The following is a 15517-nucleotide window of genomic DNA, read 5'->3' on the forward strand; positions in this document are numbered from 1 at the left end:
CGCGACCATCCCGGTCGTCGCGGGGTCTCGGAACCCGGGCTTCAGCGGACGATCAGGGGGTGGTCGGCTGCGGGGATGAGTTCGCCTATGACGGGGGCGCCGGGGATCTCGCCTGCGAGCAGGAGGCCGCCGGAGGTCTGGGCGTCGGCGAGCAGCAGGCGGTCGTCCTCGCCAACGGCGCCGAAGTCGGTGTGCGGGGCCACCCATTCGAGGTTGCGGCGGGTGCCGCCGCTGACGTACCCGTCGCGCAGGGACGCGCGGGCGCCGTCGAGGTAGGGGACGGCGGCGGCGTCGACCACGGCGGTCACGCCGGACGCGCGGGCCATCTTGTAGAGGTGGCCGAGCAGCCCGAAGCCGGTCACGTCGGTGGCGCAGGCGATCCCGGCGTCCAGCGCGGCGGCGGACGCGTCGCGGTTCAGCGCGGCCATGGTCGCGACGGCGTGCGGGAAGACCTCGCCCGTCGCCTTGTGGCGGTTGTTCAGGACGCCGAGGCCGAGGGGCTTGGTGAGGCTGAGCGGCGTGCCCGGCTTGCCGGTGTCGTTGCGCAGGAGGCGGGCGGGGTCGGCGACCCCGGTGACGGCCATGCCGTACTTGGGCTCGGGGTCGTCGACGCTGTGGCCGCCGCCGACGTGGCAGCCCGCCTCGGCGGCGACGTCGAGGCCGCCGCGCAGGACCTCGCGCGCCAGGTCGAACGGCAGGACGTCGCGGGGCCAGGCGAGCAGGTTCACCGCCACGACGGGACTGCCGCCGATCGCGTAGACGTCGGACAGGGCGTTGGCGGCGGCGATGCGCCCCCAGTCGTAGGGATCGTCGACGACGGGCGTGAAGAAGTCGGCGGTGGCGACGGCGGCGAGGCCGTCGCGGAGCCGGACCACGGCCGCGTCGTCGCCGGTGTCCAGGCCGACGAGCAGGTCGGCGTTGGGCGAGGCGGGCGCGGCGCCGAGGCCGGCGACGACCTCTTCGAGCTCGCCGGGCGGGATCTTGCAGGCGCAGCCGCCGCCGTGCGCGTACTGCGTGAGCCGTTTCTGGGTCGCGTCGGTCATGGTCGCCTTCCGGTGCAGCGGCGGCGGAGGTCGTCGACCCGGACCGTGTAGCCGCGGTCGTCCAGGTACTCCAGGAGCGGGACGGCGACGCGGCGGGTGGTGCCGAGCGCGCGGCGCGCCTCGCTCAGCGTGAACGGGCCGCCGAGCCCGGCGAGCAGTCCGGCGGCGCGGGCGTCGTCGCCGGGCAGCAGGACGACGCCGTCGGCCACCTTGAGCAGCGCGCCGGTCGCGGCGGCGACGGCGAGCAGCTTCGGCGTGAGGCCGAGTTCGGCGAGCCGGTTCGCGTCCGGCGCCTGGAACGGGGCCGCGGCCAGGTCGCGGCGGACGGCGTCGACGGCCTCGCGCACGGGCGGCGGCAGCTCGGGCGCGGTCGTCCGGCCGTAGATCCTGCCGTCGCGCCGCAGGAGGCCCCCGGCGAGCGCGTCGACGAGGACGCGGTCGGGGAGGCCGAGGGCGCGGCGCGCGGCGTCGGCCGGGAGGCCGGGGGCGGTGGGGTTCGCCGCGGCGTGCTCCTCGACGGCCGACGCGAGGCGCCCGCGCAGGTCCGTCCAGAGCGCGGGGTCGGCGAGCCACTCCCCCGCCACCGGCTCGAAGGGGACGGGCACTCCCATCGCGACCAGGTCCGACCGCCTGATCAGGCCCCGGCGGCGGACCTCCTCGGCGCCGTCCGGGCGCCCGGTCATGGCGGCGAGCACCCGGGCCCGCGCGGCCGCCGCGCCGCGCCGCGCGAACGGCTCGGGGCGGACGTCCAGGACCGTCACGCCCGCCGGGACGCGGTGCCGCCCGGGGTCGCGCAGCAGGGCGACGTCCCCGACGCGCATCGGCAGCGGGCGGCGCAGCGACAGCCGCGCCGTGTCGTCCCCCAGCGGGCGGACGTGGACCGGGACCGCCGCCGTCCCCGCGTGCAGCGTCAGCTCGCGCGGCAGGTCGGACGCGGCGTCGCCGCGCAGCCGGACGTCGACGACGTCGGCGGCGAGCCAGCGCCCGGGGGTGAGCAGGGCGCCGCCCCGGCCGAGGTCCCCCGCGTCGCCGTGCAGGTTGACGGCGACGCGGGCGACGGCGCCGACCTCTTCGCGGTCCTCCTTGAGGCTCTGGAGCCCCCGCACGCGCAGGAGGGCGTCGCCGGCGGCGAGGCGGTCGCCGACGCTGATCGTTCCCGCGCCGAGCGTGCCGGTCACGACCGTGCCCCTGCCGCGGACGGTGAAGACCCGGTCGATCCAGAGGCGGACGTCGGCGTCCCGCTCGGGTTCCGGGAGGGAGCGGGTGAGCCGTTCCAGGGCCGCCCGCAGCTCGTCGAGGCCGTCGCCCGTGGCGCCGCTGACCGTGACCGCCTCGACCCGGCCGAGGGAGGTGGCCGCGAGGTGGGCGAGGGACTCCTCCCGCACCCGGTCCGCCACCGCGGCGTCGGCGAGGTCGCGGCGCGTCACGACGAGGAGGCCGTGCCGGACGCCGAGCGCGTCGAGGACCGCCAGGTGCTCCTCGGACTGGCGCTGCCAGCCCTGGTCGGCGGCCGCCACGAACACCACGGCCGGGACGGGCCCGACCCCGGCGAGCATCGTGGTGACGAGCCGCTCGTGCCCGGGGACGTCGACGAAGGCGATCCGGTCGCCGCCCGGCAGGGCCGTCCAGGCGAAGCCCAGCTCGATGGTGAGGCCGCGCCGCCGCTCCTCCTCCAGCCGGTCGGGCTCCATCCCGGTGAGGGCGCGGACGAGCGTGGACTTACCGTGGTCGACGTGGCCGGCGGTGGCGACGACGTGCGTCATCGGGCCCCCTCGCGGGCCTGGGCCAGGACGGCCTCGGCGAGGGCGCCGTCCTGGTCGGGCGGCACGGACCGCAGGTCGAGCAGGCACCGGCCGTCCTCCACGCGGCCCATCACGGCGGGCGTCCCCCGCCGCAGCCGGGACGCGTAGTGCTCGGGCACCGAGACCGCCGCGCTCGGCAGGACGACGCCCGGCGCGCCGCCGCCGCCCACCGCCGCCTCGCTCCCGGCGGCCGCCGCGTCCACTCCCGCGTCCCGGAGCCGGGCGGCGAGCCGCTCGGCCCGTTCCCGCACCGCGCCCGCGTCGCCGTGCTGCGCCTCGGCCGTGGGGGTGAGCGGCCCGCGGAGGGTGGCCTCCAGGGCGGCGAGCGTCAGCTTGTCGACCCGCAGGGCCCGCGCGAGCGGATGGCGGGCGAGGCGCCCCACCGGCTCGTCCCTCCCGAGGATCAGGCCGCACTGCGGGCCTCCGAGCAGCTTGTCGCCGCTGGCGGTGACGAGGTCGGCGCCCGCCTTGAGCATGGACGCGGCGTCGGGCTCGTCGGGCAGGAGCGGCTCGGGGGCGAGCAGGCCGGAGCCGATGTCGGCCACGACCGGCACCCCGAGCCCGGCCAGCTCCGCGACGCCGGCGCCGCGCGCGAAGCCGGTCATGCGGAAGTTGGAGGGGTGCACCTTGAGGATGAACCCGGTCTCCTCGCCGACGGCCGCGGCGTAGTCGTCCGGCGTGGTCCGGTTCGTCATGCCGACCTCGCGCAGCCGGGCGCCGGTGGCGGCCAGCAGCTCGGGGATGCGGAACCCGTCGCCGATCTCCACCATCTCGCCGCGGCTGATGACGATCTCCCGGCCGGGGGCGAGCGCGGCGGCGGCCAGCACCAGCGCCGCCGCTCCGTTGTTGACGACGTGCGCGGCCTCCGCCTGGGGCACCCGCTCGCGCAGCGCCGCGAGGACCGACCGCCCGCGCTTGGCGCGACGGCCGGTCTCCAGGTCGAGTTCGACGTCGGTGGCGCCGGAGGCCACCGCCACGGCCTCGCGGGCCGCCGGCGACAGCGGCGCCCGCCCGAGGTTGGTGTGCAGCAGGACGCCGGTCGCGTTGATCACCGGGCGGAGGCCGGAGGCGTTCGGCGGCAGCGACGCGACGGCGGCGTCGGCCACCGCCTCCGGCGCGATCTCTCCGGCGCGGGCCCGGCGCTGGGCGGCGACGACCGCGGCCTTCACGACGCCGCGCCCGAGCCGCGCCGCCGCGCTCGCGAGGCGCGGTTCGGCGAGCAGCACGTCCGTTCGGGCGATCCGCCGCCGCTCGTCCTCCCCCGCGGCGGGCCCGGCCTCGCGATCCATCAGGCGACCTCCGACATGCAGCGCTACCCCGCCAGCATGGCACGCAAACAGCGCCGCCCCGGAGGAGGGCGCGCCCGCCGGGACTGCTAACATGCATGACTCATGCATGACAGACTCGCGAACCTGCTGGGCGCCGCCTCGCTGGCGGTGACCGACCTGGTGCTGGCCGGGGCCACCGGCACGGGGCGGGTGAGCGCGAGCGGCGCCGCGGCGCTGGTCGTCCTCTCCCATGCGCCCGGCCTCGGCGTCACCGAGCTCGGACGCCGCGTCGGGCTGACCCAGTCCGCCGCCGCGCGCATGGTGGACGGGCTCCAGACGGCCGGCCTGGTCCGGCGCCGTCCCGGCGGGGGGCGCGCCGTCCAGGTCCTGCTGACGCCGGAGGGCGAGGAGGCGGCGCGCGCGATGCTGGCCGCGCGGGACGCGCCGCTGGCCGGCGTCCTGGACGTCCTGGACGGCGCCGAGCGCGAGGCGCTCACCGGGCTGCTGGCCAAGCTCCTGGCCCGCCTCTACGAGGAGATCGGCGACTCCGACGTCATCTGCCGCCTCTGCGACCGGGGGTGCTGCACGAGCGGCGGCGTCTGCCCGGTCGGCCAGGCCGAACGCGACGCGGGGCGCGCATGACGGGCGTCCTCCTGGCCCTGACCTCGGCGCTGCTCTACGGGGTCGCCGACGTCTGGGGCGGCCTGCTGTCGCGCCGCGCCGACTTCGCCGCCGTCGCGCTGCTCGGCCAGGTCGGCGGGCTCGCGTGCGCGGTCGCCGCGGCGGTGGCCGTCCCCGCTTCCGACGTGGCCGCCGGGGACCTCGCGTGGGGCGCGCTCTCGGGCGCCGGGACGGGCCTCGCGATGGTCTTCCTCTACCGGGGCATCAGCAGGGGGAACCTGAGCATCGTCGTCCCGGTCAGCGCGGTCGGCGGGGTGGCGTTGCCGGTGGTCGTCGGCGTCGCGTTCCTCGGCGACCGCCCCACCGCGGCGGCCTGGCTCGGGATCGGCATCGTGGTGCCCGCGCTGTGGCTGGTGTCCCGGTCGCGGTCGGACGAGGGCGGCCGGGTCCGCGCGGCCCTCGTGAACGGGCTCGCGGCGGGCGCCGGGATCGGGGTGCAGTACCTGGCCCTCGCCCAGGCGGGCGACGACTCCGGCCTCTGGCCCGTCGCGGCGGGACGGGTCGCGGCCGTCCTCGCGATCGCTCCGGTGATGCGCTCGCGCGGGCGGCGCCCACCAGGCCGCCTCCCGGGCGGGACGACGTGGCTGTGGGCGGCGGTGAACGGCGGCCTCGCGGCGGCGGCGCTCGTCTGCTACCTCCTCGCGACCCGGCAGCAGCTCGTCGTCATCGCGGTCGTGCTGTCCTCGCTGTACCCGGTGGTCCCGGTGCTGCTCGGCGTCACGGCGCTGCGCGAGCGCCTGTCGCGGACGCAGGCCGCGGGCCTCGCCGGCGCCGCCGCGGCCGTCGTCCTGCTGACGCTCGCCGCCGGATGAGGACCACTCCTTGTCCGCCGCCACCAGGCGCATCGGTCGGGTGTGACAAGGAATCGGGCGGCGTTGTCACCCATCTGAGTGTCTTGTGCGACGCGCGCTCCCTAGCCTGGCGGCCCCAGGTGTCCGCTGACGGAGGTGACACTTTGACGGAGCTGCACGAGAGGTCCGCCCAGGCCGACGATCTGTCAGGGGAGCCCTGGCGCGACGTCCCCCGGGAAGAGGCGCAGTGGATCCGCCCCCACCTTCCGGCGCTGGTCGACTCCATGGTGGAGGGCGTACTGCGGAACGTCCCCGAGTACGCGCGCCCCGACGACCCCGTCTACACCGAGGTGATGCGCCTCGCGGCGGCGCAGGCCATGGGGCACTTCGTCCAGATGATCGCCGACCCCGACGCCTCCCTGCGGGAGGTGCACCAGGTCTACTTCGACATCGGGTACGGGGAGGCCGTCGAGGGGCGCGGGCTCGAGCACCTGCAGAACGCGATGCGCGTCGCCTCCAGGACCGCGTGGCGGTACCTGTCGCGCGAGGCCGACCGGCTGAAGAAGCCGCGCGACCTGGCGATCGCGCTCACCGAGGCGAACCTCGCCTACCTGGACCTTCTGGCGTCCGCCGCCGCGCAGGGCTACGCCCGGGCGCGGGAGAAGGCCGCGGGCGAGCGCGAGCAGCGCCGCGCCCGCCTGATGAGCCTGCTGCTGTCGGACCCGGCGGCGCCGCGGGACGTCGTCGCCGAGCAGGCCAACCTCGCCGGCTGGCCGCTGCCCGAACGGCTGGCGGTGATCGTGCTGGAGCCGCGGCCCGGCGGCGCCGGGGAGGGGCCCGCCGGGCTGCCGCCGTCCCTGCTGAGCGGCCTGGACCGCGGCCGGCCGTGCCTGGTGATGCCCGACCCGGACCGCCCCGGCGGCCCCGACCGGCTGACCGCCACCCTCGGCGGCTGGGCGGGCGCGGTCGGGCCCTCGGTGCCGCTGGACCGGGCGGGGGTCTCGCTGCGCTGGGCGCACCGGACGCTCGACTCGATGGAGGCCGGGCGGCTCGCCCGGCAGGACCCCGGCGCGCTCGTCCACGCCGACCGGTACGTGCCCGACCTGCTGCTGGAGGAGGGCTGGACGCTCGCCGAGGCGGCCGCCCGGCGCCGGCTGGCCCCGCTCACCGAGCTCGGCCCGCACCGGGGCGGCCGGCTGGCGGCCACGCTGCTGGAGTGCCTCAGGCACGGCTTCAACGCGACGGACGCGGCGGAGGCGCTGTGCGTGCACCCGCAGACCGTCCGGTACCGGCTGGCGCAGCTGCACGAGATCTTCGACTACGACATCGAGGCCCCGGCGATCCGTCTGGAGCTGATGCTGCTGCTCCCCGTCTGGCTGCGCGGCGCCGGCGGGGAGCACGCGTGAGGGACGCGGTCCCCGCTCACTCGGGCCGGGGCGCCGCCTCCGCGACCGGCAGCCTCCCCTCCAGGTAGGCCCGCCGGCACGCGGACCGGGCGATCTTCCCGCTGCTGGTGCGCGGCAGGCCCCCGGGCTCGATCAGCACGAAGTCGTGCACGCGCAGGTCGTGCTGCTGCTTCACGGCCGTCCGCACCGCACGCGCCACCTCCTCCTGGTCGAGCAGGGCGACCGGCACCCGGCGGTTCCGCTCGGCCACCACGACCAGGCCCTCCGTGCCACCGGTGTCGACCGCCACCGCGCAGGCGTACTCGCGGCGGATCGCTCGGTGCGCGCCGGAGACGGTGAACTCGATGTCCTGCGGGTAGTGGTTGCGCCCGTCCACGATGACCAGGTCCTTGATCCGGCCGGTGACGAACAGCTCCCCGCCGTGCAGGACGCCGAGGTCCCCGGTGCGCAGCCACGGGGAGCGCGGCAGGTCGCCGTGGTCCGCCAGCACCGCCTCGAACGTCTCCCTTGTGGCCTCGGGCCGCCCCCAGTAGCCGGCCGCGACGTTCGGGCCGTGCACCCAGATCTCCCCGACGGCGCCGTCCGCGAGCCGCACGCCGGTCTCGGGGTCGGCGATGACGGTGTGCTGCCCGTAGGACGTCCCGCAGGCGATCAGCTGGATCGCGCCGGGCGCGCCCGGGTCGCAAGGCTCGGCGACGCCCCGGCGGAGCCCCTCGTGGTCGAACGCGACGCGGGTCGGCTCCCGGAACCGGGACGAGGCCGACACGTAGACGGTCGCCTCCGCCAGCCCGTACGCGCACACCTGCGCCTCGGGCCGCAGCCCGCAGTCCTTGAACGCCTCGTAGAAGCCGGTGAGCGTGCTCTCCCGGATCGGCTCCGCGCCGTTCATGAAGACCTGCACGCCGCTCAGGTCGAGCTTCGCCTTCTCCTCCTCGGTGACCTGCGCGGTGAGGTACTCGTAGGCGAAGTTGGGGCCGCCGGTGAACGCGTGGTGCTGCGCGCTGAGCAGCTCCAGCCAGCGGACGGGGCGCATGACGAACGCCACCGGATCCATGATCACGCCCGGGTTGCCGTACACCAGCGGCAGCGCGACGGTGGTGACCAGGCCCATGTCGTGGAAGACGGGCAGCCAGTTCACGCCGGACGACACGCGCGGGATGCCGTCGAACGTCCGCCACAGCTGCTCGGCGTTCGTCGCGAAGTTCCCGTGCGTGATGATCACGCCCGCGGGGGTGCGGGTCGAGCCGGAGGTGTACTGCAGGTAGGCGACGTCGCCCGGGTCGACCGGCTCGGGCGTCCAGTCGAGCGCCGCGTCCACCTCGTCGGCGACGATGATCTCGGCGGGCTCGCGGACGCCGCCGCCCGCGAGGAACGAGCGCACGTGCGGCAGCGACGCGCTCGTGGTGATCACCACGTCGGGCTCGGCGTCCCGGTAGACGGCGAGGAGCCGGTCGCCGTGGCCCGGCAGGTCCGGGGAGAACAGCGGGACGCCGATGACGCGGGCGTACATGGCGCCGAGGAACGCGGTGACGTAGTGCAGGTCCTGCGGGGCGAGCAGCGCGACCCGCCGTCCGGGCTCGGTGGCCCGGCGGATGGCGGCGGCGGTGCTGCGGGCGCGCCGGTCCAGCTCGCCCCAGGTCACGTCGGTCGCGACGCCGTCCGGGTCCGCCGTGTAGTCCATGAACGTGTAGGCGCGGTCGCCGGGGAAGTCCTTGGCGAACCGGGCGAGCCGCTCGATCAGCGGCGTGCGGTCGAGCGGGGGGAGGTCGGTCATGCTCGCTCTCCGGTGCTGGGGGCGGTCACGCGGCGGGCGGCGAGGCGCTCGTGGTCGGGCCAGCGGACGTCCCAGACCCAGCCGAGCCTCTCGAACACCCAGATGACGCGGGCGCTGATGTCGATCTGGCCCTTGAGGACGCCGTGCCGCGCGCAGGTCGGGTCGGCGTGGTGCAGGTTGTGCCAGGACTCGCCGAACGACGGGATCGCCAGCCACCACACGTTGCGGGCCCGGTCGCGCGTCCTGAAGTCCTCCTTGCCGAACACGTGGCAGATCGAGTTGATCGAGAACGTGATGTGGTCGCCGACGAAGACGCGCATCACCCCGCCCCAGAACAGCGCGGTGACGGCGCCGTGCCACGACCAGGTGAGCAGCGCGCCCAGCCCCATCGGGACGAGGAAGGTCGACAGCACGATCACGGCGTACACGGGGTCGAGGGACAGGAACCGGATGTCCCGGTCCTTGAGCAGGTCGGGCGCGTACTTGCCGCGGGACGTGCGCTCCTTGCCGAACAGCCAGCCCATGTGCGCGTGGTAGAGGCCCTTGGTGAGGCCCCACACACCGGGTCCGTACGCCCAGGGCGAGTGGGGGTCGCCCTCCTGGTCGGCGTACTTGTGGTGGCGGCGGTGGTCGGCGACCCAGCGGACCACCGAGCCGTGCATGGCCTGCCCGCCGAGGATCGCGAGGGCGATCCGCAGCCACCGCTTGGCCTTGAAGCCGCCGTGGGTGAAGTGCCGGTGGTAGCCGACCGTGATCCCGATCGCGTTCAGCGGGTACAGGAACGCGAAGATGGCCATGTCGGTCCAGCCGATCCCCCAGCCCCACAGGAAGGGGACGGCGCCCAGCAGCCCGATGACGGGCCCGACCACGAACACCACGACCGCGACGCGCTCGGGGAACGGGACGGTGCCGGACAGGTCCGGCTGCGGGGTGCGGCTGCCGACGTCGGCGACGCCCGCTGTCATGTCACGACTCCTTCGATTCCGGGTTGCGACGACTGTGTCGCACCCGGCGCGGCGCGCGGAATGAAGTCGTGTCACATGCTGGGGCGCCGCTCTTAGCACTCAACTCAAGATCTGAGGATGTCGGCCACCTCCCGGATCCCGTCCCGGATCGCGCTCTCGGCGAGGTCGCCGAAGCCGAGGACGAGCCGCGGGGGATCGGCCGCGCCGGACGCCCGGTAGGTGCTCATCCCGTACAGGCCGACCGACCGTCGGCGCGCCTCGGCGACGACGCGCCGCTCGTCCGTCCCGCCGGGCAGGTGGGCGACGGCGTGGAAGCCGGCGGCCAGCCCGGTCAGCCGCACGGCGGGGGCGTGCTCGGCGAGGGCCGCCACGAGCGCCGCGCGGCGGCCGGCGTAGACGGGCCGCATCCGGCGCAGGTGCCGCCCGTAGCGGCCGGACTCGACGAGCGCGGCGAGCGCGAGCTGGTCGAGGACGGGCGAGCCGCGGTCGGCGAGCCGCTTCTCCTCCGCCACCGCGCGGGTCAGCGCGGGCGGGCACAGGATCCAGCCGAGCCGCACGGCCGGGGCCAGCGACTTGCTGACCGTCCCGAGGCCGATGACGCGGCCGGGCGCGAGGCCCTGCACCGACCCCACGGGCTCCCGGTCGTAGCGGAACTCGGCGTCGTAGTCGTCCTCGACGACGACCCCGTCCCGCTCGCACGCCCAGTCGGCGAGGGCGCGGCGCCGCTCGGGGGCCAGCACGACGCCGGTCGGCCACTGGTGCGCCGGGGTGACGACGACCGCGCGGGCGCCGCTCGCGTCGAGCGCGTCCACGTCGAGCCCGAGATCGTCCACGGGGACGGGCACCGCCTCGATCCCGGCGCGCTCCGCGGCGGCCATGGTGGCTCCGTCGCCGTAGCCGGGGTCCTCGAACGCCACGCGGCGCACGCCCCGGCGGGCCAGCACGTGCAGGACGATGCCGAGCCCCTGGGCGAAGCCGCCGCAGACGACGATGTCCTCGGCCTCGGCGACCGCCGCGCGCACCCTCCGCAGGTGGCCTGCGAGAACGTCGCGGAGGACCTCGCTGCCGCGCGGGTCGCCGTAGCCGAGCGCCTCGTTGCGCACCGTCCGGGCGACCTCCCGCTGCGCCCACGCCCAGTCGCCGCGGGGGAAGGACGCCAGGTCGGGCACGCCCGCGGCGAAGTCGACGCGGAGCCGGGACGCGTCCGGCCGCGCGGCGGGCGCCGGTTCGCCGTCGACGGCGCGGACGGGCGCCACGCGCGTGGCCGACCCCGTCCGCGCGCACAGGTACCCCTCGGCGTTGAGCTGGCCGTAGCACTCCTGGACGAGGCCGCGGGAGACGCCGAGCTGGCGGGCCAGCTCGCGGGACGACGGCAGCCGCTCCCCCGCCTTGAGGCGTCCGGTGCAGATCGCGTCGCGCAGCGCGGTCTCCAGCTGCGCGCGCAGCGTCCCGGTCGCGTCGCGGTCCAGGTCCAGCAGCAGCTCCGGCGGCGAACCGGCCCACTCGATTGCCATGAAATTGGACCATATAGCAGGCCGGATGGTCCCCTACCGTCGTCCCCATGAGCGAGACACGGGAGACACTGCCGCGGCCGGGCACCCCCGCCGCCGCGCGGCCGCCGCTGGTCGGGCGGCATCTGGCGCTGGTGTTCGCGGCCGCCTTCGGCACGCTGACGGGGTTCTTCCTGCTGTTCTCGGTCGTGCCGATGTACGCGGTCGACGGCGGCGCGGGCGGGGTCGGGGCGGGCGTCACCACGGGCGCGCTGATGCTGACGACCGTGCTCGCCGAGCTCTCGCTGCCCCGGCTGCTCGACCGGTTCGGGCACCGGCGGGTCCTCGCGGCGGGAATCGTGCTGCTCGGGGCGCCCTCGCTCGCGCTGCCGTTCTCCTCGACCATGGCGACGATCACGGCGGTGAGCCTGGTGCGCGGCCTCGGCTTCGCGGTGGCCGTGGTGGTGTCGGGCGCGCTGGTCGCGGGGCTGCTCCCGGCGGAGCGGCGCGGCGAGGGGATCGGGCTGTTCGGGATCGTGGCGGGGGTGCCGTCGCTGCTCGCGCTGCCGCTCGGGGTGTGGCTCGCGGGCGAGGTCGGCTACACGCCGGTGTTCGTCGCGGGCTCGGTCGCCTCGCTCGCCGCGCTGGCGGCGCTGCCCGGCCTGCCGGGCAGGATCACCGGGCCGGACTCCGGCGGACCGGCCCCCGAGCGGCCCTTCGGCATCGTCGCGGGACTGCGGTCGGCGGCGCTGCTGCGCCCGGCCCTCGCGTTCGCCTCGACCGCGATGGCGGCGGGCGTCCTGGTCACGTTCCTGCCCGACGCCGTGCCCGCCGGGGTCGCGGCGGCGGCGCTGTTCGTCCAGCCCGCGGCCGCCACGCTCTCGCGCTGGTGGGCGGGCCGGATCGGGGACCGGCACGGCGCGGCCCGGCTCCTCCTGCCCGCCGTGGCCGTCTCCGCGGCCGGCATCGCGCTGCTGTCCCTGGCGCCGAACACGGTCGCCGTCCTCGCCGCCATGGTGGTGTTCGGGGCGGGCTTCGGCGTCACGCAGAACGCCAGCATGGCCATGATGTTCGAGCGGGCGCCCGCGTCCGGGTACGGCACGGTCAGCGCGCTGTGGAACATCGGCTACGACGGCGGCATGGGCGTCGGCGGCGCCGCGTTCGGCGTCACGGCCGCCGCGACCGGCTACCCGGTCGCCTTCGCGCTCACCGCCGCCGTGATGTTCCTGGCTCTGCCCCTCGCGGTCTCCCGCCGCTCCGGCTCCCGCCGCTCCTAGCCGAGCCGGGCGGCGATCCGGTCGACGTCGCCGCGCTCCGCCGCGGGCAGCGGCGCGCCCACGGCCGCCCTGGCCCGCGAGGCCGCGGCCCGCGCCCGCACGGCCTCCGCGCGGCGTCCGGCGAGGGAGAGCGCCCCGGCCATGCCCTCCTGCGCGACCGCGACCGCGCGGGGGTGGCCGGTGGCGCGGGCCGCCGCCAGGCCCTCGGTGTGCAGGTCGAGCGCCCCGGCGGCGTCGCCGCGCAGCTCGGCGATGAACCCCAGCTCGGCCAGGAGGAAGGCCAGGCCGGGCGCCCCCTCGATGGCGCGGCACCAGTCGAGCCAGCGCCGCAGGACCGCCTCGGCCTCGGCCAGGCGCCCGCGCCTGCGCGCCGCGAGGGCGAGGCCGACCTCGGCGAAGTGCTCCATCCGGCGGTGCGCCTCGCGGACGGCCAGCCGCCTGCCGCGCTCGTGCAGGTCGTCGGCGCGGTCGAGGTCGCCTTCGAGCAGCGCGACGCGGCCGAGGCGGGCGAGGCGGCCGGCCGCCTCCGCCCCGAGCCCGAGCTCCTCGGCGTCGCGCAGGCCGCTCTGGTGCAGGTCCCGCGCGCGGGCGTAGTCGCCGGTCACCTCCGCGAGCAGGCCGAGCGTCTCGGTGGCCTGGAGGCGGCCCCACCGGTCGCCCGCCGCGCCGAACAGCCGCAGGGCCCGCTCGCCGTCGCGGCGGGCCCGGGCGAGGTCACCGGCCGACAGCGCCTGCCCGGCCCGCACGGCGAGCGCCGCCGCCTCGCCCCACTCGTCTCCCCGGGCGCGGAACCCGTCGAGCGCGCGGGCCGCGAGCTCGTCGATCGCCTCCAGGTCCCCGAACCCGCCGCGGACGAACCCGAGGAACCAGCACGCCCACGGGTCGCCGTCGGCGGCGAGGGCCTCGCGCACCCGCTCGTCGCGGTCGGCGCCGTCGCCGTCCAGCAGGGCGAACCCGGTGTGCCAGGTCCGCGCCCGCGCGGCGGACGCCGGGTCCGCCGTGCCCGGCACGGCGAGCGCCCGCTCGAACGCCCGGCGCGCCTCGCCGGCGCGGCCCCACAGGAACCAGGCCCAGCCCATCGCGTCGACCAGCCGCAGCGCGCGTCCGGCGTCGCCCGCCCGGACGGCGCCGTCGAGGGCGGCCCGCAGGTTACCGGTCTCCGCGCGCAGCCGCCGCAGGGCGTCGCGCTGCCCCGGACCGCGCAGGTCGGCGCTCTCGGCGAGGCGGATGTAGTAGTCGGCGTGGCGGCGGCGCGCCCGCTCCTCCTCGCCCGCCTCCCGGAGCCGCTCGGCGCCGTACGCGGCGACCGTTTCGAGCAGCCGGTACCGCGGCCCCTCGCCCGCCACGACGAGCGACCGGTCGACGAGGCCCGCGAGCGTCTCGACGTCGGCGCCGCAGACCGCCTCGGCCGCGTCGAGGGTGCAGCCGCCCGCGTGGACCGCCAGCCGCCGCAGCACCGCCCGCTCGCGCTCCTCCAGGGGCTCCCAGCTCCAGTCGATCAGGGCGCGGAGCGTGCGCTGCCGGGGCGGGGCGTCCCGGGCGCCGGACGACAGCAGCCGGAAGCGGTCGTCCAGCCGTTCGGCCAGGCCGGCGACGCCGAGCGCCCGCACCCGCGTCGCCGCCAGCTCCAGGGCCAGCGGGACGCCGTCGAGGCGGTCGCAGATCGCGGCGATCGACTCGGCGTCCCCCGGGCCGGACGCCAGGCCCGCCCGCGCGGCGAACAGCGCGGCGGCGGCCCCGGCGTCCAGCGGCGGGACGGTCCAGAGCCGCTCCCCCGAGATCGCCAGCGGCTCCCGGCTGGTGGCGAGGACCCGCAGGTCCGCGACGTCGCGCAGCAGCGCCGCCGCCAGCCGCGCCACCGGCTCGGCCACGTGCTCGCAGTTGTCGAGGACCAGCAGCGCCCGCCTGCCGCCGAGCGCCTCGCCCAGCCGCGCGGCCGGTCCGCCGCCGGAGCCCGCGTCGTCGCGCAGCCCGAGCACCCCGGCGGTGAACGACGCCGCGTCGTCGGCGGACGCGCCCGCCTCCAGCCCCTCGTCGAGCCGCACGAGCCACACCTCGCCGGCGCCGCGCAGGGCGCGCGCGACGGCCACCGCGAGCCGGGTCTTGCCCACCCCGCCCGTCCCGTGCAGCGTCACGAGGCGCGACTCCTCCAGCAGCGCGGCCAGTTCCCGGACGGCCGCGTCCCGGCCGACGAGGGGCGTCACGTCCGCGGGCAGGTTGCCTCGCGGCCCGCCGACCGCCGGGTCGCGGCGCAGCATGGAGGCGTGCAGGGCCGCCAGCGCGGGCGAGGGGTCCAGGCCCAGCTCGTCGCGCAGGCGGACGCGCAGGTCGTCGAAGGCGGCGAGGGCCTCGGCGGGCCGGCCCGCCCGGTACAGGGCCCGCATGTGCGCCGCGCGCAGCCGCTCCCGGAACGGGTGCTCGTCCACCGCTCCGCGCAGCTCGGCCGCCAGCGCCGCGTCCTCGCCCAGTTCGAGGCGGGCCTCGGCGCGCCCCTCCAGGGCCGCGAGGCGCAGTTCGTCCAGACGGGCGATCTCGGGGGCGGCGAACGGCGCGTCGGCGAAGTCGGCGAACGCGGGGCCGCGCCAGAGCGCCAGCGCCTCGGCGAACCGCGCGGCGCGGGCGGCGGGGTCCGGTTCGTCCGCCGCCCGGCCGGCGAGGACGGCGAAGTCGAGCGCGTCGGTCCGCACGGCGAGCCGGTAGCCGGGCGGGCTGGTCTCGACCAGAGCGCGGGCGCCCGGTTCGGCGTCCTCGAGCGTCCGGCGCAGCTGGGAGACGCGGGCCCGCAGCGTCGCGGGCGGATCGGCGGGCAGCGCGTCGCCCCACAGGTCGTCGATGAGCCGGTCGGCGGAGACGGCGCGCCCGGCGTGCGCGAGGAGGTCGGCCAGCAGCGCCCGCACCTTCCGGTCCGGGACCGGGACCGGGCGGCCGTCCTCCGTCCGCACCTCCAGCGGACCGAGGACCCCGAAGCGCATGCCCCCACCGTAATGCGGCCCGAACCTTTCCCGAACCCGCGCGCCGCA

Annotated in this window: 11 protein-coding genes; 4 read left to right on the forward strand and 7 right to left on the reverse strand. The window is 77.3% G+C overall.

The annotated features are described in order from the left end of the window. Window positions 1–41 precede the first annotated feature (41 nt). From selD to selA, 3 genes are read right to left on the reverse strand one after another with little or no spacing between them, the layout of a single operon-like run. The gene (gene selD / locus ABD944_RS12840) at window positions 42–1043 is read right to left on the reverse strand and encodes a selenide, water dikinase SelD (protein ID WP_345175673.1); all 1002 of its coding nucleotides are present in this window, start codon (window positions 1041–1043) and stop codon (window positions 42–44) included. Then, on the reverse strand, window positions 1040–2806 hold the full coding sequence (locus ABD944_RS12845) for a SelB domain-containing protein (RefSeq protein WP_345175674.1): 1767 nt from the start codon (window positions 2804–2806) through the stop codon (window positions 1040–1042). Before ABD944_RS12845 ends, selD begins: the two co-directional genes overlap by 4 nt. Beyond that, a complete protein-coding gene (gene selA / locus ABD944_RS12850; RefSeq protein WP_345175676.1) occupies window positions 2803–4134 on the reverse strand; it encodes an L-seryl-tRNA(Sec) selenium transferase in 1332 nt (443 codons plus the stop codon). Before selA ends, ABD944_RS12845 begins: the two co-directional genes overlap by 4 nt. Before the next feature lie 102 nt (window positions 4135–4236). Between selA and ABD944_RS12855 the strand changes: the two genes are divergently transcribed. The 3 genes from ABD944_RS12855 to ABD944_RS12865 all read left to right on the forward strand — a co-directional run bounded on the left by ABD944_RS12855 (window position 4237) and on the right by ABD944_RS12865 (window position 6991). After that, on the forward strand, window positions 4237–4755 hold the full coding sequence (locus tag ABD944_RS12855; protein ID WP_345175677.1) for a MarR family winged helix-turn-helix transcriptional regulator: 519 nt from the start codon (window positions 4237–4239) through the stop codon (window positions 4753–4755). Further along, complete coding sequence (locus ABD944_RS12860) at window positions 4752–5606, forward strand: EamA family transporter (RefSeq protein WP_345175678.1); 855 nt, start codon at window positions 4752–4754, stop codon at window positions 5604–5606. Before ABD944_RS12855 ends, ABD944_RS12860 begins: the two co-directional genes overlap by 4 nt. 143 nt (window positions 5607–5749) lie before the next feature. Further along, window positions 5750–6991: a PucR family transcriptional regulator gene (locus ABD944_RS12865; protein ID WP_345175679.1), complete on the forward strand. Its 1242-nt coding sequence runs from the start codon at window positions 5750–5752 to the stop codon at window positions 6989–6991. A 16-nt stretch (window positions 6992–7007) separates the two neighbouring features. Here ABD944_RS12865 and ABD944_RS12870 read toward each other — a convergent pair whose 3' ends face one another. The 3 genes from ABD944_RS12870 to pdxR all read right to left on the reverse strand — a co-directional run bounded on the left by ABD944_RS12870 (window position 7008) and on the right by pdxR (window position 11244). Then, window positions 7008–8765, reverse strand: coding sequence for a fatty acyl-AMP ligase (locus ABD944_RS12870; protein WP_345175681.1), 1758 nt, complete (start codon window positions 8763–8765; stop codon window positions 7008–7010). After that, window positions 8762–9730 carry an acyl-CoA desaturase gene (locus ABD944_RS12875; RefSeq protein ID WP_345175683.1) on the reverse strand — a complete coding sequence of 323 codons (969 nt, stop codon included), beginning with the start codon at window positions 9728–9730 and terminating at the stop codon, window positions 8762–8764. Before ABD944_RS12875 ends, ABD944_RS12870 begins: the two co-directional genes overlap by 4 nt. A gap of 104 nt (window positions 9731–9834) precedes the next feature. Next, a complete protein-coding gene (gene pdxR / locus ABD944_RS12880; protein ID WP_345175685.1) occupies window positions 9835–11244 on the reverse strand; it encodes a MocR-like pyridoxine biosynthesis transcription factor PdxR in 1410 nt (469 codons plus the stop codon). Between the two features lie 47 nt (window positions 11245–11291). Here pdxR and ABD944_RS12885 point away from each other — a divergent pair, with 47 nt between their 5' ends. Beyond that, window positions 11292–12497 carry an MFS transporter gene (locus tag ABD944_RS12885; protein WP_345175688.1) on the forward strand — a complete coding sequence of 402 codons (1206 nt, stop codon included), beginning with the start codon at window positions 11292–11294 and terminating at the stop codon, window positions 12495–12497. On the opposite strand, the gene ABD944_RS12890 is transcribed toward ABD944_RS12885, so the two are convergent. Next, on the reverse strand, window positions 12494–15469 hold the full coding sequence (locus ABD944_RS12890; RefSeq protein ID WP_345175690.1) for an AfsR/SARP family transcriptional regulator: 2976 nt from the start codon (window positions 15467–15469) through the stop codon (window positions 12494–12496). The genes ABD944_RS12885 and ABD944_RS12890 overlap by 4 nt on opposite strands. Between the last annotated feature and the right edge of the window lie 48 nt (window positions 15470–15517).

Source organism: Actinomadura verrucosospora (genome assembly GCF_039540335.1).
In the GTDB taxonomy this organism is placed as follows: Bacteria; Actinomycetota; Actinomycetes; order Streptosporangiales; family Streptosporangiaceae; genus Spirillospora; species Spirillospora verrucosospora.

Coding starts and splice junctions, on each gene's coding strand:
- selD (WP_345175673.1), bottom strand. CDS start 1,043: ATGACCGACGCGACCCAGAAACGGCTCACGCAGTACGCGCACGGCGGC.
- ABD944_RS12845 (WP_345175674.1), bottom strand. CDS start 2,806: ATGACGCACGTCGTCGCCACCGCCGGCCACGTCGACCACGGTAAGTCC.
- selA (WP_345175676.1), bottom strand. CDS start 4,134: ATGGATCGCGAGGCCGGGCCCGCCGCGGGGGAGGACGAGCGGCGGCGG.
- ABD944_RS12855 (WP_345175677.1), top strand. CDS start 4,237: ATGCATGACAGACTCGCGAACCTGCTGGGCGCCGCCTCGCTGGCGGTG.
- ABD944_RS12860 (WP_345175678.1), top strand. CDS start 4,752: ATGACGGGCGTCCTCCTGGCCCTGACCTCGGCGCTGCTCTACGGGGTC.
- ABD944_RS12870 (WP_345175681.1), bottom strand. CDS start 8,765: ATGACCGACCTCCCCCCGCTCGACCGCACGCCGCTGATCGAGCGGCTC.
- ABD944_RS12875 (WP_345175683.1), bottom strand. CDS start 9,730: ATGACAGCGGGCGTCGCCGACGTCGGCAGCCGCACCCCGCAGCCGGAC.
- pdxR (WP_345175685.1), bottom strand. CDS start 11,244: ATGGCAATCGAGTGGGCCGGTTCGCCGCCGGAGCTGCTGCTGGACCTG.
- ABD944_RS12885 (WP_345175688.1), top strand. CDS start 11,292: ATGAGCGAGACACGGGAGACACTGCCGCGGCCGGGCACCCCCGCCGCC.
- ABD944_RS12890 (WP_345175690.1), bottom strand. CDS start 15,469: ATGCGCTTCGGGGTCCTCGGTCCGCTGGAGGTGCGGACGGAGGACGGC.